Annotated in this window: 19 protein-coding genes; 5 read left to right on the forward strand and 14 right to left on the reverse strand. The window is 44.5% G+C overall.

The genetic code is table 11. The annotated features are described in order from the left end of the window. Window positions 1-7 precede the first annotated feature (7 nt). The 11 genes from gap to QUA02_RS00690 form a co-directional block, all read right to left on the reverse strand. Entirely contained in the window at window positions 8-1,039 is a 1,032-nt protein-coding gene (gap, locus tag QUA02_RS00640) for a type I glyceraldehyde-3-phosphate dehydrogenase (RefSeq protein WP_333024464.1), read from the reverse strand. 461 nt (window positions 1,040-1,500) lie between these two features. Next, window positions 1,501-1,809, reverse strand: coding sequence for a P-II family nitrogen regulator (locus QUA02_RS00645; protein WP_333024465.1), 309 nt, complete (start codon window positions 1,807-1,809; stop codon window positions 1,501-1,503). Window positions 1,810-1,813: 4 nt separating this feature from the next. Next, window positions 1,814-2,785, reverse strand: coding sequence for a sodium-dependent bicarbonate transport family permease (locus QUA02_RS00650; RefSeq protein WP_333024466.1), 972 nt, complete (start codon window positions 2,783-2,785; stop codon window positions 1,814-1,816). A gap of 203 nt (window positions 2,786-2,988) precedes the next feature. Next, complete coding sequence (locus QUA02_RS00655; protein ID WP_333024468.1) at window positions 2,989-3,723, reverse strand: glutathione peroxidase; 735 nt, start codon at window positions 3,721-3,723, stop codon at window positions 2,989-2,991. Window positions 3,724-3,815: 92 nt separating this feature from the next. Then, window positions 3,816-3,941, reverse strand: a complete 126-nt coding sequence (locus QUA02_RS00660; RefSeq protein ID WP_333024470.1) for a hypothetical protein — start codon at window positions 3,939-3,941, stop codon at window positions 3,816-3,818. A gap of 31 nt (window positions 3,942-3,972) precedes the next feature. Then, window positions 3,973-5,832, reverse strand: a complete 1,860-nt coding sequence (locus tag QUA02_RS00665) for a tetratricopeptide repeat protein (RefSeq protein ID WP_333024471.1) — start codon at window positions 5,830-5,832, stop codon at window positions 3,973-3,975. After that, window positions 5,825-9,913: a tetratricopeptide repeat protein gene (locus tag QUA02_RS00670; RefSeq protein WP_333024472.1), complete on the reverse strand. Its 4,089-nt coding sequence runs from the start codon at window positions 9,911-9,913 to the stop codon at window positions 5,825-5,827. The genes QUA02_RS00665 and QUA02_RS00670 overlap by 8 nt, the downstream gene beginning before the upstream one ends. Before the next feature lie 24 nt (window positions 9,914-9,937). Further along, window positions 9,938-12,721 carry a tetratricopeptide repeat protein gene (locus QUA02_RS00675; protein WP_333024473.1) on the reverse strand — a complete coding sequence of 928 codons (2,784 nt, stop codon included), beginning with the start codon at window positions 12,719-12,721 and terminating at the stop codon, window positions 9,938-9,940. A gap of 406 nt (window positions 12,722-13,127) precedes the next feature. Beyond that, the gene (locus QUA02_RS00680) at window positions 13,128-13,997 is read right to left on the reverse strand and encodes a calcium-binding protein (protein WP_333024474.1); all 870 of its coding nucleotides are present in this window, start codon (window positions 13,995-13,997) and stop codon (window positions 13,128-13,130) included. Window positions 13,998-14,356: 359 nt separating this feature from the next. Continuing rightward, window positions 14,357-14,566, reverse strand: coding sequence for a hypothetical protein (locus tag QUA02_RS00685; RefSeq protein ID WP_333024476.1), 210 nt, complete (start codon window positions 14,564-14,566; stop codon window positions 14,357-14,359). 654 nt (window positions 14,567-15,220) lie between these two features. Continuing rightward, entirely contained in the window at window positions 15,221-15,409 is a 189-nt protein-coding gene (locus tag QUA02_RS00690; RefSeq protein WP_333024477.1) for a hypothetical protein, read from the reverse strand. A gap of 1,409 nt (window positions 15,410-16,818) precedes the next feature. Here QUA02_RS00690 and QUA02_RS00695 point away from each other — a divergent pair. After that, window positions 16,819-17,016 (forward strand): hypothetical protein, encoded by a 198-nt coding sequence (locus QUA02_RS00695; protein WP_333024478.1) that lies wholly within the window; start codon window positions 16,819-16,821, stop codon window positions 17,014-17,016. Between the two features lie 612 nt (window positions 17,017-17,628). Further along, window positions 17,629-17,829: a hypothetical protein gene (locus QUA02_RS00700; RefSeq protein WP_333024479.1), complete on the forward strand. Its 201-nt coding sequence runs from the start codon at window positions 17,629-17,631 to the stop codon at window positions 17,827-17,829. A gap of 150 nt (window positions 17,830-17,979) precedes the next feature. Here the strand turns inward: QUA02_RS00700 and QUA02_RS00705 are convergent, their stop codons facing one another. After that, window positions 17,980-18,729, reverse strand: coding sequence for a pentapeptide repeat-containing protein (locus QUA02_RS00705; protein WP_333024480.1), 750 nt, complete (start codon window positions 18,727-18,729; stop codon window positions 17,980-17,982). A gap of 54 nt (window positions 18,730-18,783) precedes the next feature. On the opposite strand from QUA02_RS00705, the gene QUA02_RS00710 reads away from it, so the two are divergent. Further along, window positions 18,784-19,296, forward strand: a complete 513-nt coding sequence (locus tag QUA02_RS00710; protein WP_333024481.1) for a phosphoribosyltransferase — start codon at window positions 18,784-18,786, stop codon at window positions 19,294-19,296. A 12-nt stretch (window positions 19,297-19,308) separates the two neighbouring features. Here QUA02_RS00710 and QUA02_RS00715 read toward each other — a convergent pair whose 3' ends face one another. Further along, complete coding sequence (locus QUA02_RS00715) at window positions 19,309-19,983, reverse strand: Uma2 family endonuclease (RefSeq protein ID WP_333024483.1); 675 nt, start codon at window positions 19,981-19,983, stop codon at window positions 19,309-19,311. Window positions 19,984-20,381: 398 nt separating this feature from the next. Beyond that, complete coding sequence (gene dxr / locus QUA02_RS00720; protein ID WP_333024484.1) at window positions 20,382-21,572, reverse strand: 1-deoxy-D-xylulose-5-phosphate reductoisomerase; 1,191 nt, start codon at window positions 21,570-21,572, stop codon at window positions 20,382-20,384. Between the two features lie 127 nt (window positions 21,573-21,699). Here dxr and QUA02_RS00725 point away from each other — a divergent pair, with 127 nt between their 5' ends. Together QUA02_RS00725 and QUA02_RS00730 are read left to right on the forward strand one after the other, a co-directional pair. Beyond that, window positions 21,700-23,313, forward strand: a complete 1,614-nt coding sequence (locus tag QUA02_RS00725) for a DUF2079 domain-containing protein (RefSeq protein ID WP_333024542.1) — start codon at window positions 21,700-21,702, stop codon at window positions 23,311-23,313. Window positions 23,314-23,321: 8 nt separating this feature from the next. After that, complete coding sequence (locus QUA02_RS00730) at window positions 23,322-24,872, forward strand: DUF2079 domain-containing protein (RefSeq protein ID WP_333024485.1); 1,551 nt, start codon at window positions 23,322-23,324, stop codon at window positions 24,870-24,872. The last annotated feature ends 9 nt before the right edge of the window (window positions 24,873-24,881 follow it).

The raw sequence follows: 24,881 nt of genomic DNA on the forward strand, positions 1-24,881 counted from the left end.
CAAAAAATTAATTATTCAAAATTCCGTCTTTCTCGGCCATCGACAGCATCAAATCAATCACGCGGCTAGAATAACCCCACTCGTTGTCGTACCAGGAAACAACTTTAAAAAACTTAGAATTCAGTTCAATTCCCGCACCTGCATCGAAAATGCTCGATCGCGCGTCGCCCTTAAAATCTGTAGAAACCACCGCATCTTCAGTATATCCGAGAATGCCTTTGAGTTCGCCCTCCGAGGCTTTTTTCATTGCCTCGCAAATTTCTTTGTAGCTAGTTTCCTTCCCCGTTTTGAAAGTAAGGTCAACTACAGACACGTCGGGAGTTGGCACGCGCAAAGCCATTCCAGTCAATTTTCCTTTCAATTCCGGCAGTACCAAAGTAACAGCTTTCGCCGCACCGGTCGAAGATGGAATAATATTTTGAGCCGCACCGCGTCCTCCCCGCCAATCTTTTTGGCTGGGGCCGTCTACAGTTGGTTGAGTAGCTGTCATCGCGTGAACTGTCGTCATTAAACCTTCTTCCAAACCGAAATTATCGTTGATAACTTTGGCAATTGGTGCTAAACAATTCGTCGTACAGCTAGCATTAGAAACAACAGTATCTTTGGTCGGGTCAAATTTGTGGTGGTTGACGCCTACTAGATATGTTGCAACTTTTTCCGGGTCTTTTGTCGGTGCTGAAAGTATTACTCGTTTTGCTCCCGCCGTCAAGTGTTTTGATGCGCCTTCAAAATCCGTAAACAATCCGGTAGATTCTACAACATAATCAGCGCCGGATTTACCCCACGGCAATTCGGCAGGATTTCTAATCGATGTGCAGGGGATAAAATTTCCGTCAACGACAATCCCGTTTGGTTTGCTTTCAACTTCGCCGTCGTAAATGCCGTGGGTGGAGTCGTATTTGAAAAGATAAGCCAGGTTTTCTGGCGAAACTAAGTCGTTAATGCCGACAAATTCGATGTTCGGGTTTTTGATGCCGGCACGCATGACTAGCCGTCCGATGCGACCAAATCCGTTGATGCCGACTTTTAATGCAGCCATGTTTAAACTCCTATTGAAAATATCGCTACTCGATTCGGGCGTTAGCGAAGCCCTCGAAGAGGATCGCCTGTTGTGGCTTAGAATTTACCACGCTAACTGATTTTGGCAACTGATTCTTTTCTATATCTTAAGAATTCTGAATTCTGCGGCGAAGGGCAATTAATTCTGAAATGACGGCTGGCTAATGGCTGATGATTGTAAAATTGTAAAAGTGCTATAATAGACAGAAATTATTTTCAAAATCGCCTTTTTAAAATCAGGCTAAAGTAATAATAAAAAACTTCTGCAAAAGCCAAAACGGATTGGCATTCTCACGAGTTGTGGCTGTTGAGGCCCGAATCCTAGGATTAAAGTCGCAGATACGCGCAAGGACACGGCATTGCCGTGTCCCTAAACATATGTCGTACAATCTATATGTAGCTCTACTTTCCCTAATTGGTACAATCACCAATAACTAATGACTACCCGACGCACCTAGTAATTAGCAATTCCACCGCATCTGAAATAAAACATGACCCGCCAAACTTATTGAGAACTGGTCTAATGTTTTCTGCAACTGCTGACACTTGCTCGGGGGTACAAAAAGCAAGCACATAAATGTTATCCAACGCCGTCATTGATGAACCGCGGGAAACGTGATCCCTGATGCTTTTTCCAGCGACATCACGAATCACCGAATAACCGGGTACGCCAGCTTTGTCTAAACCGTCTAAAATCTTGCCGAGTTCCACCGAGTGGGCTATGATTTCTACTCTTTTGACTGACTCCATTATCTCACCTCCAAAACATATTGATTCCGTATAGATACAGGGGAATGCCTACAATGATATTAAATGGAAACGTCACTGCTAAGGCAGTTGAAATGTAAAGACTTGGGTTCGCTTCGGGAACAGTTAGGCGCATGGCTGCTGGTACTGCTATATAAGAAGCACTCGCGCACAATACGGCAAACAGCAAAGTGTCTCCCTGCGGCATTCCGATTAATTTCGCTATTAGCAAAGCAATTACTGCGTTGACTATGGGAATTAGGATTGCAAAGCCGATCAGAAAAACTCCTGCCTCTTGCAAATCTTTAATTCTGCTAGCAGCAACCAGCCCCATGTCTAGCAAGAAAAAAGTCAAAACTCCGTAAAATAAGTCTTGAGTAAACGGACTCATAACTTCCCAACCGTGTTCTCCTGTCATTATGCCCATAATTAGGCTGCCAATCAGCAGAAAAACTGAACTGTTTAGGAATGCTTCTTGCAACACTTCTGGCCAAACTATTTCGCGTTTTCCTTCTTCCCCGCCAAATACACTAACTAGAATGAGACCTACTATAATTGCTGGGGATTCCATTAATGCTAGCGCAGCTACCATGTAACCGTCAAAGTCGATCCCCTGTGCTGTGAGGAAAGATGTTGCGGTAATAAATGTGACGGCGCTGATGGAACCGTAGGTGGCTGCGATCGCCGCAGCATTGTAGGAGTCGAGTTTGAGCCTCAGTATGAAAAAAGTATAAATTGGTACTAGCATTGACATCAGCATCGCTGCCAAAATTGTCAGGGCGACTTGCTGGTCAATTCCGCTTCTGGACAGTTCGACGCCGCCTTTAAATCCGATCGCGAACAGCAGATACAGCGAAAACAGTTTGGGGATGGGCGCTGGAATTTCTAAATCAGATTTGAGAAAAATTGCCAGCATTCCCATGAAAAAAGCCAATATTGGGGGATTTAAGATATTTGACGCTACTAAACTCAAATCCACGATCGTTCACTCCCATTTCTTGCGTTTTTAGTATTACTTCCCCAGTAATTGTTGCACGAGAATGGATCGATATACCGATCGAACTTTTGACCCGAAAGCTCGATCGGGCTAAATACCGCCAAATACGCCAAAGGCGCACAGTGTGCACCATACAACGAGTAAGGCGTGCACTGCGCACCCGCAGGTTAAGTATTTTTGTTTAACTAAGCAACTGCCAAATAAGACTCTAGGTCTTCGGAACCGCCGATCAGCTTGCCGTCGATAAATACTTGCGGCACAGTTGTAGCCCCAGTCACAGCCCGGAGCGATCGGGTTGTGACATCCCGGCCCAAGACGATTTCTTCATAATCCAAGCCATTTTTACTCAGCAGCGCCTTAGCCTTAGCGCAGAAGGGACAGCCCATTTTTGTAAACAGCGAAACGACCTTCGGCTTGGCTGCTGCGGAGTTGATGTAGTTGAGCATCGTCTCGGCATCGGACACTTTGAAAGGGTCTCCCGGTTCATCAGGCTCAATAAACATTTTGTCAACCAAGCCATCTTTTACCAGCATCGAATAACGCCAAGACCGCTTGCCAAAGCCTAAATCTGTTTTGTCTACCAGCATTCCCATGCCTTCAGTAAATTCGCCGTTACCGTCGGGAATTAACGTCACATTGTCTGATTCTTGGTCTTTTGCCCATTCGTTCATCACAAAAGCGTCGTTGACGGAAATACAAACGATTTCATCTACACCATTTTCTTTGAAAACTTTGGCACATTCGTTGTAACCGGGGAGGTGCGTTGACGAACAAGTGGGAGTAAAAGCTCCCGGCAGCGAGAACACTGCTACGGTTTTGCCTGCAAATATATCATCGGTGGTGACATCGACCCACTCGTTGTCTTTGCGAGTGCGAAAGGTGACTTTGGGTACTCTTTGACCTTCTTGGTTCGTCAGCATGATTTTGAATCCTTGGGTACTTGGGTTAAATTCCTTTGCTTCTCTAACCGTACTCATAACGAGTATGACTTGTCAAGGGGAGGCGGGTTTTTTTAGTCAGTTGTCAGTTGACGGTTGTCAGTTGTCAGTTGACGGTTGTCAGTTGTCAGTTGACGGTTGTCAGTTGTCAGTTGACGGTTGACTGTGGTGAGCTTTCCAGCTTTCCAGTCAACCGTCAACAGCTAACAATGCCCAATGCCGAATGCCCAATTACCAATCAAGTTTTCGGCCTAAATACTCCTCTAGCTGCTGATTGTAAGGTCGAAAATAATCCCTCAACTCATCGCGAACCGATCGATCGACCGGCTGGTAAGAACCGGGATTAGCATTTTGATAATCGGGCAATTGATATTCCGGCAAATCTAAGAATTCTAAAACTTGTTTGACAGTCCCCGCTGCACCAGCATAAAAATCTTCACTTTTCAAAATTAACAATTGTTCTCTAGGAAAGAAAGCCAGCCAGTTTTTAATAAACTCTATATACCTGCCGCGAGCTAAATAATTCCCCGGTTCCTCGCCGATGATGTATTCTGGATTTCGATCCAATCGTTCAATTTCATCGCTAATTGTTCGATCGAGCGATCGCGCTTCCCAATTTAAGTCAGTCAAGCGGTAAAATTGAGAAATCGCCCGATCGACCGGATTTCGCAACAGCACAACGAGTTTAGCCTCTGGAAACGCGCTGTAGAGACGTTCCGGCGCTTCCCGGCAGTCAAAATAGCTCGGACTTGCTTCACCAGTCAAAAATTGCTCCCCGGCGGGCATTGGCGGAAAATGAGCCAAATACCAATCAATCCCCCTGTAAAAGTGCCACGAGAAAAAATCCATCTCCTTTTTAATCGGAGTCAAAATTTGCGGGTGTTGGGCTAAATAAGTGTACAGAGAAGTCGTCCCGCACCGCTGACAACCAATAATTATAAAGTTAGGAACTTTGACTGGTTTTAAGTTCCAATTTTGTGGAACAGGCATCTTGCCTGTATCTGCTTGTGGAACAGGCATCTTGCCTGTTCTCTTACTGATAATAGATGCCAAACTTTGTTTGAAACTGACAGTTCGATAAAAATCAATCGCCTCTGCAATTTTACCTTGCCTCGTCAAAGCTTCCCCCAAATTCAGATAAGGCCAAAAAGCCTCCGGTTTAGCGGCGACAACTTCGCGGCACAAGTTCTCAACTTCATCCAGCTTGTTTTGCCTAACAAAAACTTCCCATAAATTGTAATAAAACCACCAAGGAATATCTGGATTTATTTCAATTGCTTGAAAAAATGCCGCCGCCGCTTCCTCCCAATATTTTTGGTGGCTCAGAACAGCACCTAAATTGTAATAAGACCAGCAATCATCTGGTTTTTGGGCGACAGTTGCGCGAGATGAGGCTAATGCGCGATCCTCTTCGAGGGCTTCGCTAACGCACTTTTCTTGCTGGTGCAACAACTCCTCTAATTCCACTGACACTTCTGCACAATTCGGCATACTTGTCAATAGCATTTGGTAAATAATAATTGCGCTTTTTGGGCGATCGTACTTGGCTAAATTCTTTCCTAACTGTAAATAAAACTCCCAATTTTCCGGTGTAATTTGCAATTGACCTTGTTCTAACACCAACTTTAAATCAGACTCTGTTTGTCCGAAAGCGTATCCCAACTTATCGTAAATTCCCGGCAAATTTCCGTCAATTTCAATAGCTTTTAAATACGCCGCGATAGCTTCATCCCAATATTTGAGTTGAGTTAAAACATCACCTAAATTGCAAAAAGACCAAGCAAAATCCGAATTGAGCGCAATCTCGCAGCGGTAAGCAGCAGCAGCCTCTTCCCATCGCCGAAGTTTCAGCAAAGCATCGCCCAGATTGTGATAAGACCAAGAAAAATCTGGATTTAACTCAACAGCTTTTTTGTAAGCAGCGACAGCTTCCTCCCATTTTTCAAGTTTCAACAAAACATCGCCCAAACTGTGATAAGACCACGAAAAATTGGGATTTAATTCAAGAGCTTTTTTGTAAGCAGCAACAGCCTCATCAAACCGACCGCTTTCTTGCAGGGAATTACCCAAATTGTGGTAGTCATTATCCATGCAAAACTCCTGCAATACTCATTAATTTTTCCAGCGAGTTCAAATCCAACCGCATATTCTTATGTAAGGGTTTTGTCGGAGTTCCATCATCAACCAAATCGCCAATTAAATAGTAATGTTCCAAACCGCACAAATTGCTAATCATCCAATAACAATGCGGAACGTAAAGGGGAGAAAAAACCTCAATTACCTTAGTTCCCGGACTGCAAAAAACTAGATTAGTCAACCCCCCTCCGTGAGGTGCGACAACCACTTTAGCAGCAGCCAAACACGCTGCTTGTTCCGCTACCGACATCGTTTCCAACTTTACACTGCGAAACCCAAATTTTTCTAAGTATTTAATTACCTCTTCATCGTTGACGATTCGCCGATAGGATGCTTGTTGGCGGCTGATATAAATTCGCTCTGAATAGTCTGTATTTAGTGGCTGTTGTTCATTTAAAAATGTTTGTTTAAGATATTCACACTTCCATTTTGAAACCGCTCCCGATCCGTCATATGATATTGACGGAACTATTAATTTATCGGCTGTAATGTGTAAATTGCAGCGACTTTCTAAAAGTTTATCTTGAGGAATTCCTAAAGCCTCTAAAGTTTCTGCTTGATAGGAAGAATCCGAGGCATTGACAACAAACTTATCTATAGTTTCTATAAATCCGCTCCGCTGCAAAAGGTCAAATCGGGTAATCACATCAAACATCCAATGAAAATAAGCGGCTCCACCCCAGCGAGCAGATAAAAAAGCCACATTTCCATCGACGTGTTCAGCGGGAGGCAATTTGTCGGAAGTGATTACCAATTCAGCACAACCCATTGAAATATCAGTAACAAGTTTATTGTCTGAAGTAATCACGGCGGTGGTCACAACATCTGCCCAAGCTCGTCCGTTTGGCAATACGGCAACAAAAGCTTTTCTGGAATGACTTTGATGTTCCCAAAATCGGCGGCTGCTGTCGATTGTTTTGGAATTAGATAAATTGATTTCACTCGCAGGATGGATGTCAATGCAGGTGAGGTGCGGATTGGATTCTGCTGCGGTCAAATCTTCTGTAAACCCACAGTATTTTTTGAGAATACTTAAGGGTAATATTTGATTGCTGCATTCTGCCCGATCGCTCTCATTGACTTCTCCTTGTTGTTCCAAAGCATAACCTATCTTATCGTAAGCTTCAAACAAATCGGGTTTAATTTGCAGTGCTTGAACTAAATTAGCGATCGCAGGTTCCCACTGCTGTTTTGCAATTAAACTCAAACCCAATCCTTCGTAACACCAACAGGATTTTGGATCGAGATTGATACCTTTTTCGTAAATGGCGATCGCCCTTTCCAATTCCCCTTGATTCCGCAGTGCATCGCCCAACTTTTTGTACAGCCAACTATGCTCGGGTTCTAGCTCAACAGCACGACCAAAAGCAACTGCTGCTTCGGGCCAATTTTCTTGTAATTCCAGAACTTCCCCCAAACTATTGTACAGCCAACAATCATCTGGATTTAATTCAATAGCTTTGCGGTAAGCCGCCGCCGCGTCCTCCCAATTTTCCAGTGCAACCAAAGCCTTACCTAATCTCTCGTAAGACCAACAAAAATCGGGATTTAGTTCAACTAACTTGCGGTAAGCAACAGCAGCTTCCTCCCACTCAGAAAGCTCCATCAGCACATCACCTAAATTGTTGTAAGTCCAACAAAAATCGGGATTGAACTCAATAGCTTTGCGGTAAGCAGCAGCGGCTTCGCCGTGTTCCTCAATCGCCTGCCAAGTTTCCCCCAAAAAGTGGTAAGCCCAACTAAAATTAGGGTTTAGTGCGATCGCCCGCTGGTAAGCGGCCCGAGCTTCGTCAAACAGTTCTTTCTCTTGCAGAGTCTTACCCAACTTGTGGTAAGTTGAATAGGTTCCAGACTTAATTTTAATAGCTGTTTGATAGCGTTCGATCGCCTCATCCAAATAACCCGCATTTGCCGCAGCCTCCCCCAACTTTTCCCAACCCAGAGACAACAGAGTTTGCTCTTCGCCCAAACTTTGATTGCCGATTTTTTTGGCAATTAGTTGATAGCCTTTGTGTACTACTTCTAACTGACTTCCAAACATCTCCAAAAAAACATCTATCCCGATTTTAGTATCTTGCTCCGGGCTGTCTGGAAAGGTAAACTCGTAATCGTCAAAAATCATCAGTCCGCCAACTTTCACCAACCTCCAAGATAAAATCGCATCTTGCAGAGCACTCGTGGGTTTGTGACAGCCGTCAATGTAAGCAACATCGTAATATTCCGAAGCCAAGTTAATTAACAAATCTTGAGAGTAACCTTCTAATTCAATTACCCGATCTGCTGCTCCAGTTTTAACAATATTGCCCTTAAAATGTTGTTGAAAATACAAATCAATACAAGTAATCTTTGCCGTCGGATGAGTTAAAACATTATCCAGCAGCCAGCAAGCCGACATTCCCTGAAAACTGCCGATTTCCACCACTTTAAATTCCGCAATTCCGGTAAATTCCTGCAAATGCCGTTGCCAAATAGGAATATTGTGGGTAAACCAATCTTGGGTAAATTGATAATCTTTCGCCGCACACTCAGGCCAACCCCTCAATTCGCTCGCTTTTTGGTGACAAATTATTGCTTCTTCCAATTCCCCTAATTGGGGTAAAATATTTCCTAAATCGTTGTAAGGCTTAGAATTGGCCGGCTCGATTTCTATTTGGTGACGGTAAGCAGCAATTTGTGCGTATAACTCGTGTTGTTTCGCCCGAATTTCCGCAAGTTTTGCGACAACTTCCGCAGCATTTGGTTCAATTTGCAGTGCCATACTATAAAATACGATCGCACCTTCAAGCTGCTTCTGTTTCGCTAAACTATTGCCTAAATTTATATAAAACTCCGCTCCATCTAACTCAATTCCCAGCAATTTGTGGTAAATTTTCCCGCTGGCGAGTACCTCTATATCTTGACAGTAAGTTGCGATTGTGCTGTCTAATCCCGATTCGCTGCGCTTCCGCAAAACATATCCCAACCTCTGATTAATTCCAGTCAAATTTGGCTCAATCTGAACCGCGTGCAGGAAAGCGCTAACAGCTTCATCCCAGGATTTTTCGCAGGTTAAGGCAATTCCCAAATTCACATAAAACCAAGGAATATTTGGATTTATTTCAATGGCTTGGCGGTAGCAACTAATAGCTTCAGACCACAGTTTTTTGTGAGCAAAAGCGTCCCCTAAACAATTGTGTGCCCAATAGGAATTATTATTAATTTCAAGAGTCTGACGGTAACATTTAATTGCTGCATCAAAGTCGCGCTTTTGCGCGAAAACATTACCCAAACCAAGGTAAGCACGAGCATAATTTGGATTGAGTTCGACGCTTTTGTTATAACAGGCGATCGCCCGATCGCATTCTCCTTGCTCCGCCCAAGTTTTACCCAAACTGTGGTAAGATTCAAAAGAATTTGGATTGATGGCAATGGCTTGTCGGTAATTGGCAATCGCCTCATCCCACCGCTTCTGGCCAACCAGCATTTCTCCCAAATTGTGATAAGCTGTTGCCAGCTTCGGGTTTAATCGAATTGCCCGCGAATAACACTCCATAGCGCGATCGAACTTTCCCAATTCAACCAAACTATTTCCCAGAGTGACGTGCTCCTCAGCAGTTGCCCAATTCGGCTCAATATTAAAAGCTTGATACCAACAGTCTGCCGCCTCTTCTCGCTTCTCCAACTGCGTCCAAACTCTCGCCAACTGCCGGTAAGCAGCAGCAAAATTCGGCGCTAGGGCGATCGCTTTTTCACAATTGGCGATCGCCTTTTCCCACTGTTTCTCCTGAGAATACAAACTGCCGAGATTAGCATAAACTTCCGGCAAATTTGGATTGCGATCGATCGCCCTTTCATACCACTGCTTAGCTTGCTCGATTTCACCTCGAACCTGCATCACCTTTCCCAGCGTCTGACAAGCTGCGGCCAAATTCGGTTCAATTTTCAACGCTAACTCGCAAGCAGCAACTGCCTCATTTAACTTTCCTTCGGCTAAATAAACTTCTGCTTGCCGACTCAAATCAACCGCTGCCTTTTCCATCTTCTCAATCGAGGGCATAATTAAACTTGCTCCAGACATCAACTAACCCAAACCCACCACCTCAACCATCCTTTTCAGCGAACTCAAGTTCACCAAAATATCCTCAGTCAGCGAATTCTGATACATCAACTGTCTAATAGGATAGCATTCAAAAGCCTCACCAGCTAAAAAGTAATGTTCCAACTTCAGATATTGACTGATTCCCCAGTAATAATGGCTGATATAGTGAGGCGACACCAACTCAATGACTTTAGTTCCCTGGCGGCAAAAAATCGTATTTGTCAAGCCGCTGCCGTGGGCGGTAACTATCACCTCAGCGTGGTAAAAATGAGCAATTTGCTCTGCCAAAGACATCGACTCAGGTAAAATAGAAACAAAGCCCGATTTCTCCAAAACCTCGATCGCATCTTCCTCGTTCAAAACTCGTCGGTATCTCGCTTTGCTGCGGCTGATATAAATGCGTTTTGGATAGCTCGAAATCGGTATAATTCCCTTGAGAAACTCGCGCCTCAAAAAATCCATCGCCCACCCCGAAGGCCAGCCCAAATATCCCGCAAAAGACGGCACAATTAACTCTCTTGCTTGAATGTGAGGCAAGCGATCGCTCTCCAAGACTTTCTCTTCGGGAATGCCCAGAATTCTTAGGGTTTCCCGCTGAAATTGGTGCTGACAACTGTTAACCAAAAACCAATCAATCTCTGCCAAATCCCTCCCGCTGTGCCGCAGCAATTCTATCCTCGGCAAAACGTCAACCATCCAGTGAAAATAGACATTTCCCGACAAACCCGAAAGCACCGCCACGCTGCCGTCAATTTGCTTTAAACCGGGAAATGATTCTAACTTGAAAACGCTGTGTTTTCTAACATCATGCTTTTCACATCCAGGCAAAAACCCCGGATAATCTCTTGACACATCAGCCAACAAATAATTGTCAGGAGTAATTACAGCGATCGCCTTGCAAATCAGCCAATAATTTTCCTGCGGCACAATCCAAACTCGCCCGTTGGGAATCTGTGCCACAAAAGTCTTGGGCGACTCCACAGGTAGCGGTTGCGAGTTGGACAAACGGCAAACTCCCCAACCCAAATGCACCGGAGCGAACCACTTAGAAAGTCGCTGCAAACACAGCCCGCAAGTTAAACCTGCACAATCGGAATTTGCCAATTGGGAATGACCAATTGGTAGTTGGGAATTCTGAATATTTTCTGCACAGGCTTCTGGTGCCTCTTCCCAAACTATTTCAACATAATTGTCCGCATCCAACTTAGCATTAACCAGCCAATCCCAACTCGATAAATAAATACCGTGAGGAGGTTTTAAAGAATTGCTATCTGGCGAGATAAAACTCTGTTTTTTCCACTCTTTCTGCTCCCCATACCCGTGCAATTGCAACTCTAAAACCTTTTGATAATAATCGATCGCCCGTTCCCAGCGCCCCTGTTTTTCCAGCAGTTTTGCCAACTCAAAATAAACCTGCGGTAAAGCAGGTTGAATCGTCAAAACCATGCGGTAAACTGCAATTGCTGCCGTGAACCGATGTTGCTGGGCTAAGGAGTTTCCCACCCGCCAGTAAATCTCTGCATTTTGTGGCTGAATTTGCAAAGCTTTTTGATAATAAGCGGCGGCCGATTCGTGTCCGCCGTACTCTGTTAAAGCATTTCCCAAATGCAAGTAAATTTCGGCTAAATTATCGCAGATTTCAGCAATTGGAAATTGGGCATTGGGCATTGGGAATTGGGCATTGGGAATAGTTTCTTTTTCTTCCTTCTTCCCTCTTCCTTCTTCCTTCTTCCTTCCAGTTAATGCTTTGAGAAATCGATCGCACGCAGCGATCGCCATTGACAATTCATCATCTTCTACAGCAGCAACTCTGCGCCGGTCTCCCAAACAACAGTAAGCCTCAACAAAATCAGGCTTCAGAGCTATTGCCCGCTCAAAATAAGGCATGGCTTCCGCAATTTTGCCCAAAACCATCAAAGAAAACCCGGCGTCTGTATAGCCCGAAATATAGTCGGAATCGATCTCGATCGCGCGATCGAAACAAGCAACCGCAGCCGAATGTTCCCCCTGCAATTGCCACGCTTTCCCCAGATTGTAGTGAGCCAAAACCATGTCCGGCTCCAACTCAATAGCTGTGAGGTAAGATGCGATCGCCCGATCGGGATTTTTGTTGAGCAACGCTTGACCCAAATTATTGTGCAGCGTCGCCCAATCCGGCTTAATCTCGATCGCCCGTTGGTAAACCTCGATCGCCTCAGCAGCCCGATCGTCCTTGAGCAAAATCACACCCAGATTGCTGTAAGCTTCCACGTAATCTGGCTTCAGAGCGATCGCCTGTCGGTAGGTATCTATTGCCGCTTCGAGCTGACTATTTTCATCTAAAACCACAGCCAGATTGTAGAAAGCATCGAGATAATCCGGTTTTTGGGCGATCGCACTTCGGTAACAGCCGATCGCCCCCAACAAATTACCCTGCTTGTGAAAAATATTTCCCAAGTTATAATGAAGTTCCGGCCAGTCTGGTTTCAAATCCAGAGCTTGCCGGTAGTGAAAAACCGCCTCATCCAGCCACGCATAGTCGCTGTAAAGTTGACCCAAATAAGCATGAGCCAGAAAAAACTGCGGCGAAATCTCCAAAGCTTGCACAAAAGCGTCTCTTGCCGCCGTCGGATCGCCTTGAGCTTCCAGAATTTCACCTAAAGTTGTGTAAGCCGAGGGCGAAAACGGTTGAAGTTCGATCGCCTTTTTGCAAAACTCGATCGCCTCATTTAACTTCCCCCGGTTCAAATAAATTTGGGCTTGCCGGATGTATTCTTCAGTGCTCATTGCTCGCGGTGCAGTTGCGGTTTCTTCCCCGCTTCAGTAAAACCTAGAAATTATGATTTAAAAACTTTGTATTTATATTTTGCCCGATCGGGCGATCGATTAATTCGATCGATAACTGTCGATCGATTTTTTTTTAACTGTTCCTGCTTCATATCGTTTCCGGTTGCATCGGAATAATATATTTGGATGATGTAGCGTGCGAGCGTCCTCGCTCGCGATCCAGGTCGCGAGCGAGGACGCTCGCACTACATAATTCCGAGCCACCGGATTTGATATCAGTTCCGGCATTGAATATTTCAACCTCACCCCGCTTGTGGCAGAGTGAGGTTGAAATCCTTTAAAACTATCGGCTTTGTGAGAACAGCCCCGAATCTTATCCGGTGCTGCCCCACAACTGCCTGTTGTTTTAGAACAACTCGAAGTTGTTCGAGGTAATCGTCAGGCCAGTCTGCAACTGAGCAATAGTTAGCACTCCGTTGCCGCCGTTGAAGTACAACGCACCGCTTGTTGGGTCGTAGACCAACTTGTTCGCCGTGGCTGCTCCTGGGTTGCTGGTGTTGAAACCAGAAACGACGACAAACTCGCTTGCCTCGAAGCCGTTGCTGGCCAAAGCAGAGAACACACCACCGCCTGTCGCCTTCAACTTGATCTTATCTTCGCCTGGGGTAAAGTCAGTGATCGTGTCTACGCCGAAATCGCCGCCACCAGCACTCGCGAAGTAGAACGTATCGCTGCCAGCACCGCCGGTCAGCACATCGCTGCCTCTGTCGCCAGAGATCAAGTCATTGCCAGCGCCGCCATCGACAGTATCGTTGCCTTTACCGCCGTAGAGAGTATCGTTACCGTCGCCGCCGCTGACAATATCGTTGCCTTGGTCGCCATAGACTATATCGTTGCCAGCGCCACCGAGTACGGTGTCGTTGCCAGCGCCACCGGATACGGTGTCGTTGCCATCACCGCCGTCGAGGAGGTCATTGCCGTTGCCGCCAGAGATAAAGTCATTGCCGCTGCCGCCAGCGACCACATCGTCGCCTTTGCCTGAAGCGATCCTGTCGTCGCCGTCGCCGCCGCCAACACTGTCATTGCCTGCCCCGGAAAAAATCAGGTCATCGCCACCGCCACCGGCGATGACATCATTGCCCCCAAAAGTCAGGATGATATCGTTGCCATTGCCTGTACTCAATCTGTTAGCGCCTTGGATGCCGATAACGTTTGAGCCACCGCCACCTCCAGGTAGTGAAACTGCTGGTTGTGTTGGATTAGTTACCTGTGTCATTTACACTCCTCCTAAAAGATGAATCATTTTTCTACAATACACTTTTCCCTCCAAAGGGATTCAATAAATGAAACCGGACATCGGTTGAGACCCTAATTGACCCGGCTGCCATAAGCTGTCATGTAATTTAAATTGTCCGCAGGGAGCCGGGGATCGCGAGTTGAATCCTGTAATTCGTTCAGCAGCCAATATCGGTTGTTTCCTGCTCCGGACTCTCGACTCCACCACTCCCTCCTCTAACACGAAAATATTCCAGTTAAACGTTTGTGAGTTTACCATACCGAGCCTGGGTGCGGCTAGTTATTTTTAAAACAATAGCCGGGAAATACACATAAACCATTTTTAATCGGAGTATGCTCTCAAGATTGAGAAGTTGCACCCCAGTCGTTGGCAACTGTCGATCGCCCGGAAGTTCGATCGCCCGCAATGGGGCTAGAACTGAGTTGCGATTTTTCAGTAGACTCTGATTGACCAGACTTTTGAGTTCCGCCTATAGTTCCCCAGGAATCAAAATTTTTTAGCAGGCTTTGAAAGGCTGCCCGCGCACGCTGCGGGCAGCCTTCAATCAAACCTAGCCCTCGATCGCGATTTAAGCCGCTACCCTTACCGCTTGTAGCGGCCGCCTTTACTCAACCCCAACAAATTTCCGGACGCACTCTTGAGGCTCCGAAGCTTGATTTTTCCACCGATATCCCTCGCGCTCAACGGATGATTTTAGCGAAAAAACCAGGTCGATAAACATACGTCATTTCAGCCCTCAGCGGCATCTATAGCAATCCTAAATGATTTGCAAAATTATACATGAGCAAGATGCTCACTGCAAGGATTCTGGTCTAAATCGATTTTGCGACTGATTTAGGATTGCTATATCCAGAGAATTAGATAATGCACGGATTGTGTTATTGAGTTGAGATTTCGGATGGGCCGCTAGAGTTCTGACGCTTCTGTCAAAGCTGAGAATAAGCTGCAGCGCATCTGAATTGTCTGTTGGTTCGGCATACAGTGTCAAACAGACAAATCTTTGAGCGGCGGTCAGCGACTCTTGAAAGTAACACTGCGCCCCGACCCTCCGTAAGTTTTTATATAATAATTAGATTTTACAATTTAATTTAACAATATTAAGTTTTAAGAAAATATCTGATTGCTAATTGTTAACTTCGAGCGGCTCATTAACAATTAGCCATTTCCCGCAAATTTAGTTCGGCATTCATAGACAAGCTGTATTATTTCCCTGAGCGGTGTGCTTCTATTTGCGCTGTTGAGCCGTTGGAATTGCTGTGGCTGTCGTAGCTGTAAATGTGAGCGTCGCTCTGGAAAATGTAATTGATAGAAGTAGCTGCATAGTATGTCAGCGCTAGCAGCGACACTATATTAAGAATTCGATAAATTGGCTTCTCAGATATTTCGTTCATTTTCACTCCTACTTTTTGTGCAAATAGCAAATTTGGATACAGTGACGGCACTCTTTTTGAGAAGTTCCTGAAAATCCCGATCCTGATGCCCGATCGCATAAAACAAGTTCTGCTGGAGATTTGAAAGAGTTGTTGTTGCCTATTTCATATTGCAGTCTCTGCGTTTAATTGTCTATCTAACTGCGGTAATAGTTCGGCAATTGTGGCTATATCGAACTCTACAATTGCCTGTGATATCTGCTACAATTTGAAAATATAGAGCCGGAAAAGCTTGCAGGGCATGGAGTATAGCTGTTCCTCAACACTCGGCAAGGATGTTCCCAAAATCGATTAATGGTGCGCAGCGGTCGGAAGTAATAAAAATTATTTAGTTGGTCAGCGGGACACTGAAATATGTCTAAAGTTATACTTTTGCCAGCAACATACCGTGTTGCATTGCATATTAAGTTGGATCTTGCTGGAAGTGGCAGATAATTTTTGATAAAAAAAAACTTGGGTCGCTGTCAGACAATTTTGAGTCTGACACTTTTGACTTAGTGGCAGCCTTAAATCACGATGTGACCGAATAAAAGCACGCGTCAAAAAGCAGCAGGTAGAAGGTGACTGCGGTAAAAAAATACTGTTTGGGAATTCATATTTTTTATGTGATTCTACCTTGTAGCTGCTTTTTTACCCTAAAAAAAGATAATTTACTCGCTGCCACGAGATGCACCATAATTAATTTATGACGAGATAAGCGACTGTGTTTGAGTCAGTTACTTGTACAATTTATTATAGTTTTTGCTCGCCGTTAGCTGGTTGTACAACCGACTTTTTGCTGGTAATTTGCAAAAGGGATAGGGGCAGAACAACAGGCCAAAACAGAGGGCCGATTACTAAGGCTATCCAAGAAATTAAGTCTTTTTTAGAGGTCGCAGTATCGTTCCAAAAACTTTTGAACCAAACAAGAAAAACGATCGCGGCAATCGAAAAGTAACCTATAATTATCATTGTTTTACTGACCTGCCTCTAGATGGGATTGAACAATTTATCATTATTGTATCTCAGGGTGCAAGTCGCCGATCGCAATTTTGGGCCCGGAGGGTGCAAGTGTCGAGAACCCAAAGCTTCACAAGTCTCCGAATCCAGAGTGTGCGATGTCGTCGATCGGACACACCCGTACAACAGCGGCGCGGGGCGCTCAAAGTCTTGCGCTCAGGTGTTTTCCAGGTTTCGTAAAAGTTTGAGGCGATCGCGGCAATTACAGCAAATGCGATCGAGGTCTCTCGTTCTCTGTGATTATGTCACGTATAATCGCAGACTTCGGTCACAAGTTTGGCCAAAAACGATCGCACAGCTTAGCTGACGGCAATCACCCTACTCTGTTCTCAAAAAATCTATATTAGAGTAGTTGATTTCAACGAGATTTTATGCAAGTTGTGACTTTAAAATCCGATCGCCCGATCGCTGAACTATTCTATCAAGTCACCCATTCAGGCAATCTGACTCGCTCTCAAAGCCACGGACTGCGCGCACTATGCCAAAGCGCTCTGTGCGAAGATGACCGAGATGCAGTCAACCGCCTCCTTCACGCCATCCGTCGCGGATGGATCGAGATTTCCGATTAGTTCCCTCAGACAGGAAGTTGAGATCGGTATTTCTACTTTCTTTCCTGTAAAGCTTCGCAAGCAATCAGATTTCCGTGAGTGTGTCGCTCCATTAACCCTCTCACCAAAAAATTGTGGGGCGATCGTTTCGATCGAACCCGGTTTCTTGAAGAAGCCGGGATTTTTAATCTGAAGCAGTCAGCAGTCAGTAGCCTGTAGTCAGCAGTTATTAAGTATATCCACGGAAAAAAAACCACGCCAAGACATTCGGTAAATGCAACCAAAGGCAGATGTCTCAACAGCGTAAAACTTTTAGACTTAATTAAATCGATCGATTTAGTTAGCAGTCATTAATTAGCCGTCATTAATCATCTACATAATAGATAAATATTAATTTATTTGTCATAGTTTCTTGACAACAAGTATAGATTTGGGAGTGGCCAAAAGCGAGAAATTGGGACGGAGTTTGTGTTTCGAGTTGCAGGGCGAGCGAGAAAACATCCGATCCCCAACTCCGGCTGACACAAATCACCAATTAAGACCGAATCGATCACATATAATTGCGTAGTTAAATCACATAAACATTGGGGAAATCAGTCAATACTGTCAAAAGTGAGTTTAATAAACAAACCAATGATGACCCAAACGTTTTTACCTCAATTTACGATTGCAGAGCTAGTCTTTCAGGTATATCACTCCGGTCTGCTGACTCCCACTCACCGAGAACAGCTCAAGACAGCACTGTTAAATGACTGTCTTACCGAAGAAGATCAGACAGCCATCAACCGCTTGCTCCACGCCGTTCGCCGGGGCTGGCTGAAAGTTGTAGATTAAACTGTGGCACCAAGAATTTTGCCGTTCCTCTTTGAAATACACTGTCGCCTGAAGGCAGAATTAAATTCCCTGAAAAAAATTAGCAATTACGCTGAATATAGGGTGCCATACAAGCACCCTGCGGTTTTAACTTCTGTTTTGCCAACTTATTTACTCAGAGATTTTGCCGTCTGGCATCATAGCATCTCTCAGATTCGCCTCATTCAAATTTGTCCCGCGCAAAGAAGCTTGATGCAAGTTTGCTCCCCGGAGATTTGCTCCCTTGAGAGAAACTCCGCTCAAATCTGCTAGATGGAGATTTGCACAGCTCAAGTTAGCTCCGCTCAAATCGGCTCCCTTCAAATCCGCTTTTTCCAGATTTGCTTCGGTCAAATTTGCCCAACTCAGATTTGCTTGAGTTAGATTAGCATCGCTGAGGTCAGCTTGTGTTAAGTTGGCGTCGGTTAAATTTGCTTTGCTGAGGTTGATTCCGCAAAGTTTTACTTCTGTCAAGTTGGCACCTTGCAAGTTAACGTTAACTGCATAAACTTGCATCAGAATTGCCCGCTGAAGGTTTGCATCTCTCATGTCTGCACCTCTCAGACTCGCCCCGGTTAAATCGGCCCCGCTGAACACCACACTCCGCAAGATGGCTCCGCTCAAGTTCGCTCCCACCGCCTCGCATTCGCCGAAATTAGCGGACATGAGGTTGGCTTGGGAGAGGTTGGCTTGGCTGATATCTGCTTGATACAGATTGGCTCTGTAGAGGATGAGACCGATCGCACTTGCACCCTTTAAACTAGCTTGACTCAGGTCAATATCGCGCAAATTTGTCCTTGACATATTGGCCCCGCCCAGGTCTACTTTGTGAAAAACCCGTTCTCCGGCTGCATACCGTCTGAGAAGTTCATCTGCATCCATGTCATTTTCCCCAAAATATTTAATAATGTCTTTGATATTTCAATAATATTAGGCATGAGCGACCTTTACATTTCTTGGTCTGAGTACCATCGAAAAATTGAGGATTTGGCAGTAAAAATTGATGGATCTCAGTGGAAATTCGATCGCATTATCTGTCTGGCGAGGGGAGGACTGCGGGTGGGCGATACTCTGTCGCGGATTTTCGACAAACCATTGGCGATTTTAGCGGCCTCGTCATACACTGGGGCGGAGGGGAAAGTCCGGGGTGCGATCGAGTTTGCCCGCGATTTGACAATGGTGGGCGATAATTTGGGCAGTCGCATTCTCCTGGTTGACGATTTGGTGGATTCGGGAATTAGTTTGGAGCAAGGTATCGCTTGGCTGAAGAACCGCTACGGAGAGGATATTCAGGAAATTCGGACTGCTGTGCTTTGGTACAAGGCTTGTTCTGTTGCAAAGCCGGATTATTATGTAGATTATTTGACCGATAATCCTTGGATTCACCAACCTTTTGAAATGTACGAAAAGATGAGTGCGGCTGATTTGGCGGCGAAAGTCAAAAATTAGTAAAACCAGCCCCTAGGAGTCTTTGATTTGTAGTTGCTCTTTAGCCCAAGCTCGAAATGCTCTGATTGTCGGGCTTCTGCCTTGGGTGTTAGCGCGATCGACATATTCGGGAATTACATCAATAATGGGAAAGTCGGGGAAATTTGGGCTAGTATCGGACTCAGTATATTTTCCCTCTTGAAGCAGATAGATTTTCAGGGTTCGCCCGTCATATCTCCAAAGTTCCGGCACTTTCAAAGCTTGATAGCTGTTTAAAGCGGTTTGTGAAGAGTTGTCAATCTCGATCGCTAAATCGGGAGGCGGGTCTACTGTTAAATCTATTCGATCTTTGCCTCTGACACCAGCTTGGTTCTGAATGTAGAAACAATCGTCAGGTTCTACGCCGCTCTGCATTTCTTTACTTTTGAAGGTAGTGGAACCTAAAACTTCACAATCAATATTAAGTTCTTCCAGCAGTAACTTAACGAAGTCGCCAATCAATGACTTAGCTTTTTCATGTTTGGGTAGCGGCATCCTAATTTCCAGTGTTTCTTTGTAATAAGTAAGTCGAATGGCGTAACCTTCTCCTAACTCTTCTAGGATAGATTCGTACATTTCCCAGCTAACGTTTTGTAACTGCACTTTATTGCCGGGGGGGACAATTAGTTGATTCAGTTCAAATACTGTTGATTTGGTTTCAGTTTGCATCGGTTGCTTCTAGGGATGGGACTCATAGCTCTATTTTATCAAGGGATTGAAGAATGAGATGGCAAAACTTTGATTTGGTTTTAACTGATATTTTGCACTTTTTGGCATAGTCCGCCAGGGGTTAAAAACCCCTGTCTAATAGCTAAAGTCCTCTGAAAGAGGACTGAATATCGATTAAGGTTTGGCAGTCGGTTTCAACTGAGATGTTGTAGCATTGTCAGCAACAGGCAAGATGCCTGTTCCACAAGAAATTCATTCTTTGTGGAACGGGCATCTTGCCCGTTCATAAAAGCCTTATTGAAAATTGTGCAATATCTCAATTGCAACCAAATTTAGCTATGAGACGGGGAATTAATTCCCGGCCCTCTTGTGGGTAAGTGCAAGTCTGCTGATTGCAATTAGCGAACCGAAAGAATACGATCGCCCAATTCCATACTTTTTGCCAAAACTTCCTGTCGCGCCCACCGATCCGCCGCCAAAATATCGTCTAAAACCGGACTTTCACAGTTATCGATTTGATGTTTATCGCACACCTTCTCAATCAATTTCGGAATATCCAAAAACTGGATTTTTTCCTCCAAAAATAGCGCTACTGCCTGTTCGTTTGCCGCATTCAGCACCGCAGGCATCGAACCGCCCGCACGTCCCGCCGCATAAGCCAACTGCATACAGGGATACTTTTCGTGGTCTGGTTCTCGGAAAGTCAAATCCCCAGATTTTACCAAATCCAGCCGCGGCCAATCTGTAGGAATTCGATCCGGCCAAGACAAAGCATAAAGCAGCGGCAACCGCATATCCGGCCAGCCCAACTGCGCCAAAACAGAGGTATCTTGCAGCTCAATTAACGAGTGAATTATGCTCTGGGGATGGATGACAATATCAATATCGTCATAATCCATTCCGAACAAGTAATGAGCCTCAATTACTTCTAATCCTTTATTCATCAAAGTAGCAGAATCAATCGTGATTTTCTGCCCCATCGACCAATTTGGATGTTTCAAAGCATCTGCTACTGTTACTTCTGCTAATTTGTCGATCGGCAAATCTCGAAAAGAACCGCCCGAAGCTGTGAGAATAATTCGCCGCAAACCTCCAGCAGGTAAGCCTTGCAGACACTGAAAAATTGCCGAATGTTCCGAGTCTGCCGGTAATATTTTAACGCCGTATTTTTCGATTAAGGGGTTGACAACGGGGCCGCCTGCGATTAATGTTTCTTTATTGGCTAAGGCGATATCTTTGCCTGCTTCAATTGCCGCAATTGTTGACAGCAAACCAGCACAGCCAACTATGCCAGTGACGACGGCTTGAGCGTCGCCGTATTTGGCAACTTCGACAACGCCTGACTCGCCCGCAAGTAAAATAGGTTGAGGGTCGATATCTGCGATCGCCCCTTGCAATTCCTGTAATTTATCTTCGTCGCAAATCGCGACAATTTCCGGTCGAAACTGGCGGATTTGCTGTGCCAGCAACGTTACATTTCGTCCTGCGGTTAACCCGACAATCCGAAATCGCTCGGGGTACTGAGCTACAATATCCAGAGTTTGAGTGCCGATGGAGCCTGTGGAGCCGAGAAGAGTTATTGCTTTCACAATTGTTTAATGTTTTGTGGGCTATTCTAATATTACGATTGCGGGGATTAAAATTAGCGGTTAACTATTGTGTGGAAAGCACATTCGAGGTAATCATATTTTGAGTGGTCAGTTAGTGCCAGATTTCATGCAGAATGCGGAAAATTTTCCTGATTCCAGTGAGGACATCAGCGTCTCGATCGCGGAAAATAGAGAGGAAGGTCGATCGCAGCTACCGTCGAGTTTGGTTTGGGCGATCGCTGCTGCTGCGGCAATTTTCTTTTTGTGTAGCAGTTTACGGCACGCTTTATTCCAATCAACTGCTTTCGATTTGGGAATTTTTGACCAAGCAATTTACCTCATCAGCCAAAACCAAACGCCTTTTTCTTCTTTGATGGGGATTCATATTTTGGGCGATCACGCAGCGGTAATCTATTATCCGCTAGCTTTGCTGTACAAAATCTACCCGGATGTGCATTGGCTGCTGTTGGTACAAGCAGTTGCATTATCCCTGGGGGCTTTGCCTAGCTGGAGTTTAGCGCGTTTGGCCGGTTTGAATCAAGAACAATCCCGTGCGATCGCATTGATTTATTTGCTCTATCCGGTGGTATTTAACATCAATTTATTTGATTTTCACCCGGAAGTAATCGCTTTACCCGCACTTTTGGCAGCAATTTTGGCTGCGCGTTTAAATAAAATTGTGTGGTTTTGTACCGCTATTCTGTTAGTTTTGAGTTGCAAGGCGGTTTTGTCTCTAACCGTTGCTGCTATGGGTTTATGGCTGTTTTTTTGCGAAAAAAAGCAACGGTGCGGGGCGATCGGACTTTTGCTCGGTGCAGCTTGGTTTTTGATAGCTTCCCAGAAAATAATCCCCTTCTTTAGCGGCAGCGAAGTCGCTGGAGTCGGGCGCTACAGCTATTTAGGCAAATCCGTACTAGAAATTGCCATCAATCTCATCTTAAAACCACAGTTAGTATTAGGAAAAATCCTTTCCTTCGATACATTCAAATATTTATTTATCCTCACCTTACCTGTGATTTGGGTGCTATTGCCATTCTCCCGCAAAATAGGGCTGCGATATTTAACAGCGCTAATTCCTGCCATCCCTACCCTGCTCATCAATATCCTCTCCGACTTGCCATTTCAACGCAGTTTAGCCTATCAGTATTCAGTGCCTGTAATTCCATTTTTATTTTTAGCAGCAATCGCCAAGGAAGAAACAAGGAAGAGGGAAGAAGCAAGAGGAAATAAGGAAGAGGATAAAGCAAATAAGCAACAGTTTTTTACATCTGTAAATTTGCCAAAATTTACACAGAGCAAATTGGAAAAATTACCATTTAAAAATTTCCGACTTCCTCAACTATTGCTGGGAATTCAATTGCCGAGAATCATGATAATTTGGTCGTTAATAATTTTCATATTTCTGGGCGAATATAAAGATTTTTATCTGTACCTAAATAGACTAGATACCTGGCAAGCTACACGCCAAGCAGTCGCACAAGTTCAACCGCAAAGCAGTATTTTAACAGATAATAGACTTGCCCCTCACTTTGCCCACCGCCCAGTAGTAAAATTGCTTTCACAAATTTCGCCCCAAACAAATTTAGCTGAATTTCAATACATATTATTAAACCTACGCCATCCCTGGCCTGATACTGAAAAACTTGGTGATACCTTAGCAAATAAACTTAAAAACTCTCCCGATTTTAAATTAACTTATCAAAAAAACGAAGTTCTGCTATTTAAACGAATCGCTGATTAAACAATAAAATGTTAACTTTAAAATCCCTCAAATCTCATCCAGTATTTTTAATAATTGTCGTGACAACGATAGTCTTATTTACCGCCAGCAGCGCGCGGCACGCTTTGTTTCATTCAACTGCATTCGACTTAGCAATTTTTGACCAAGCAGTTTACTTAATCTCTCAAAATCAAACCCCATTTTCCTCATTGATGGCCATCAATATTTTAGGCGACCACGCAGCCTTTATTTTCTATCCGCTAGCTTTACTTTACAAAATATATCCAGATGTTCACTGGCTTTTATTAGTGCAAGCTGTTTCCCTAGCGTTAGGTGCTTGGCCTAGTTGGAGTTTAGCACGTCAAGCGGGATTAAACGAACCAAAAGCAATAGCAATTGCAGCAGTCTATCTGCTTTATCCCGCAGTATTTAATGTCAATCTTTTTGACTTCCACCCCGAAGTAATTGCCTTACCCGCAATCTTAGCAGCAATCTTAGCAGCTAGACTTGATAAAATATTGTGGTTTTGTACCGCGATCGTATTAATTTTAAGCTGCAAAGCCGTCCTATCGTTGACAGTTTTGATGATGGGTATCTGGCTGTTTTTATTTGAAAAAACGCGCAGGTGCGGACTCATCGCTATATTTATCGGTGCCGCTTGGTTTTTGATTGCAACTCAAACCATTGTACCGTATTTTAATCAGGGCAAGCAACACGCAGGTGTCGGGCGATATCATTATTTGGGAAACTCAGTTTTTGAAATTGCGATAAACTTAATTCTGAAACCTCATCTAGTAGGAAGCCGGATTTTTTCGGCAGATACTTTGGAATATTTGATTTTGTTATTTTTGCCTGCAATTTGGTGGCTTTCCCCGCGACATCTCGCGCCGTTAATTGGTGCTTTACCCATGCTAATGATGAATATTCTGTCGGATATTGAGGCTCAACGAGATTTGATTCACCAGTATTCTGTGCCGATATTTCCGTTTGTGTTAACTGCCGTAATTTCTACGCTAGCAGACAGACAAACCAGAGGCTCCAACTTTCGGAAAAACGCAACTAATTATGTCTGGAATCGTCGCGGCTGGATTCATAAAATTTGGCATCGCATTTCTCTTCAACATATCTGGAATCACCGCATTTGGCTGCACCGCAGTTCGAGATGGGGAAGATGGCTATTCGCCAATTCTTTATTGTCAAAATTGTTGATTTTGTGGTCGATCTTAACCTTTTTAGTTTTGGCTAAGTACGGCTATTTTTGGACTGTTTATTTAGACTCGATGGATACTTGGCAAGCAACGCGACAGGCGATTAATCTCGTGCAAACTAAAGGCAATATTTTAACAGATAATTTCCTAGCAACTCATCTCGCCCACCGTTCAACAATTAAATTGCTGCATCAAGTTGCCAACGGACAAAGTTTGAATGAATTTGAGTACATACTGCTAAATTTGCGCCATCCTTGGCACGATACTGCGGATACTGCTGCTAGTATAGGTGCTCAACTTAAACAATCTCCTTTGTTTAAAATAAGTTATCAGCAAGACGATGTTTGGTTGTTTCAAAAAATCCGCAAATAAGTAGTAGCA

It is taken from the genome of Microcoleus pseudofavosus SVA1_A4 (genome assembly GCF_036700565.1).
In the GTDB taxonomy this organism is placed as follows: domain Bacteria; phylum Cyanobacteriota; class Cyanobacteriia; order Cyanobacteriales; family Microcoleaceae; genus Microcoleus.

Excerpts from the sequence above, each read along its gene's own strand:
- QUA02_RS00680 (WP_333024474.1), bottom strand. The coding sequence starts at position 13,997 with ATGACACAGGTAACTAATCCAACACAACCAGCAGTTTCACTACCTGGA.
- QUA02_RS00705 (WP_333024480.1), bottom strand. The coding sequence starts at position 18,729 with ATGGATGCAGATGAACTTCTCAGACGGTATGCAGCCGGAGAACGGGTT.
- QUA02_RS00675 (WP_333024473.1), bottom strand. The coding sequence starts at position 12,721 with ATGAGCACTGAAGAATACATCCGGCAAGCCCAAATTTATTTGAACCGG.
- QUA02_RS00655 (WP_333024468.1), bottom strand. The coding sequence starts at position 3,723 with ATGCTGACGAACCAAGAAGGTCAAAGAGTACCCAAAGTCACCTTTCGC.
- QUA02_RS00700 (WP_333024479.1), top strand. The coding sequence starts at position 17,629 with ATGATGACCCAAACGTTTTTACCTCAATTTACGATTGCAGAGCTAGTC.
- gap (WP_333024464.1), bottom strand. The coding sequence starts at position 1,039 with ATGGCTGCATTAAAAGTCGGCATCAACGGATTTGGTCGCATCGGACGG.
- QUA02_RS00715 (WP_333024483.1), bottom strand. The coding sequence starts at position 19,983 with ATGCAAACTGAAACCAAATCAACAGTATTTGAACTGAATCAACTAATT.
- QUA02_RS00670 (WP_333024472.1), bottom strand. The coding sequence starts at position 9,913 with ATGCCCTCGATTGAGAAGATGGAAAAGGCAGCGGTTGATTTGAGTCGG.
- QUA02_RS00645 (WP_333024465.1), bottom strand. The coding sequence starts at position 1,809 with ATGGAGTCAGTCAAAAGAGTAGAAATCATAGCCCACTCGGTGGAACTC.
- QUA02_RS00695 (WP_333024478.1), top strand. The coding sequence starts at position 16,819 with ATGCAAGTTGTGACTTTAAAATCCGATCGCCCGATCGCTGAACTATTC.
- QUA02_RS00725 (WP_333024542.1), top strand. The coding sequence starts at position 21,700 with ATGCAGAATGCGGAAAATTTTCCTGATTCCAGTGAGGACATCAGCGTC.
- QUA02_RS00730 (WP_333024485.1), top strand. The coding sequence starts at position 23,322 with ATGTTAACTTTAAAATCCCTCAAATCTCATCCAGTATTTTTAATAATT.
- QUA02_RS00710 (WP_333024481.1), top strand. The coding sequence starts at position 18,784 with ATGAGCGACCTTTACATTTCTTGGTCTGAGTACCATCGAAAAATTGAG.
- QUA02_RS00690 (WP_333024477.1), bottom strand. The coding sequence starts at position 15,409 with ATGAACGAAATATCTGAGAAGCCAATTTATCGAATTCTTAATATAGTG.
- QUA02_RS00665 (WP_333024471.1), bottom strand. The coding sequence starts at position 5,832 with ATGGATAATGACTACCACAATTTGGGTAATTCCCTGCAAGAAAGCGGT.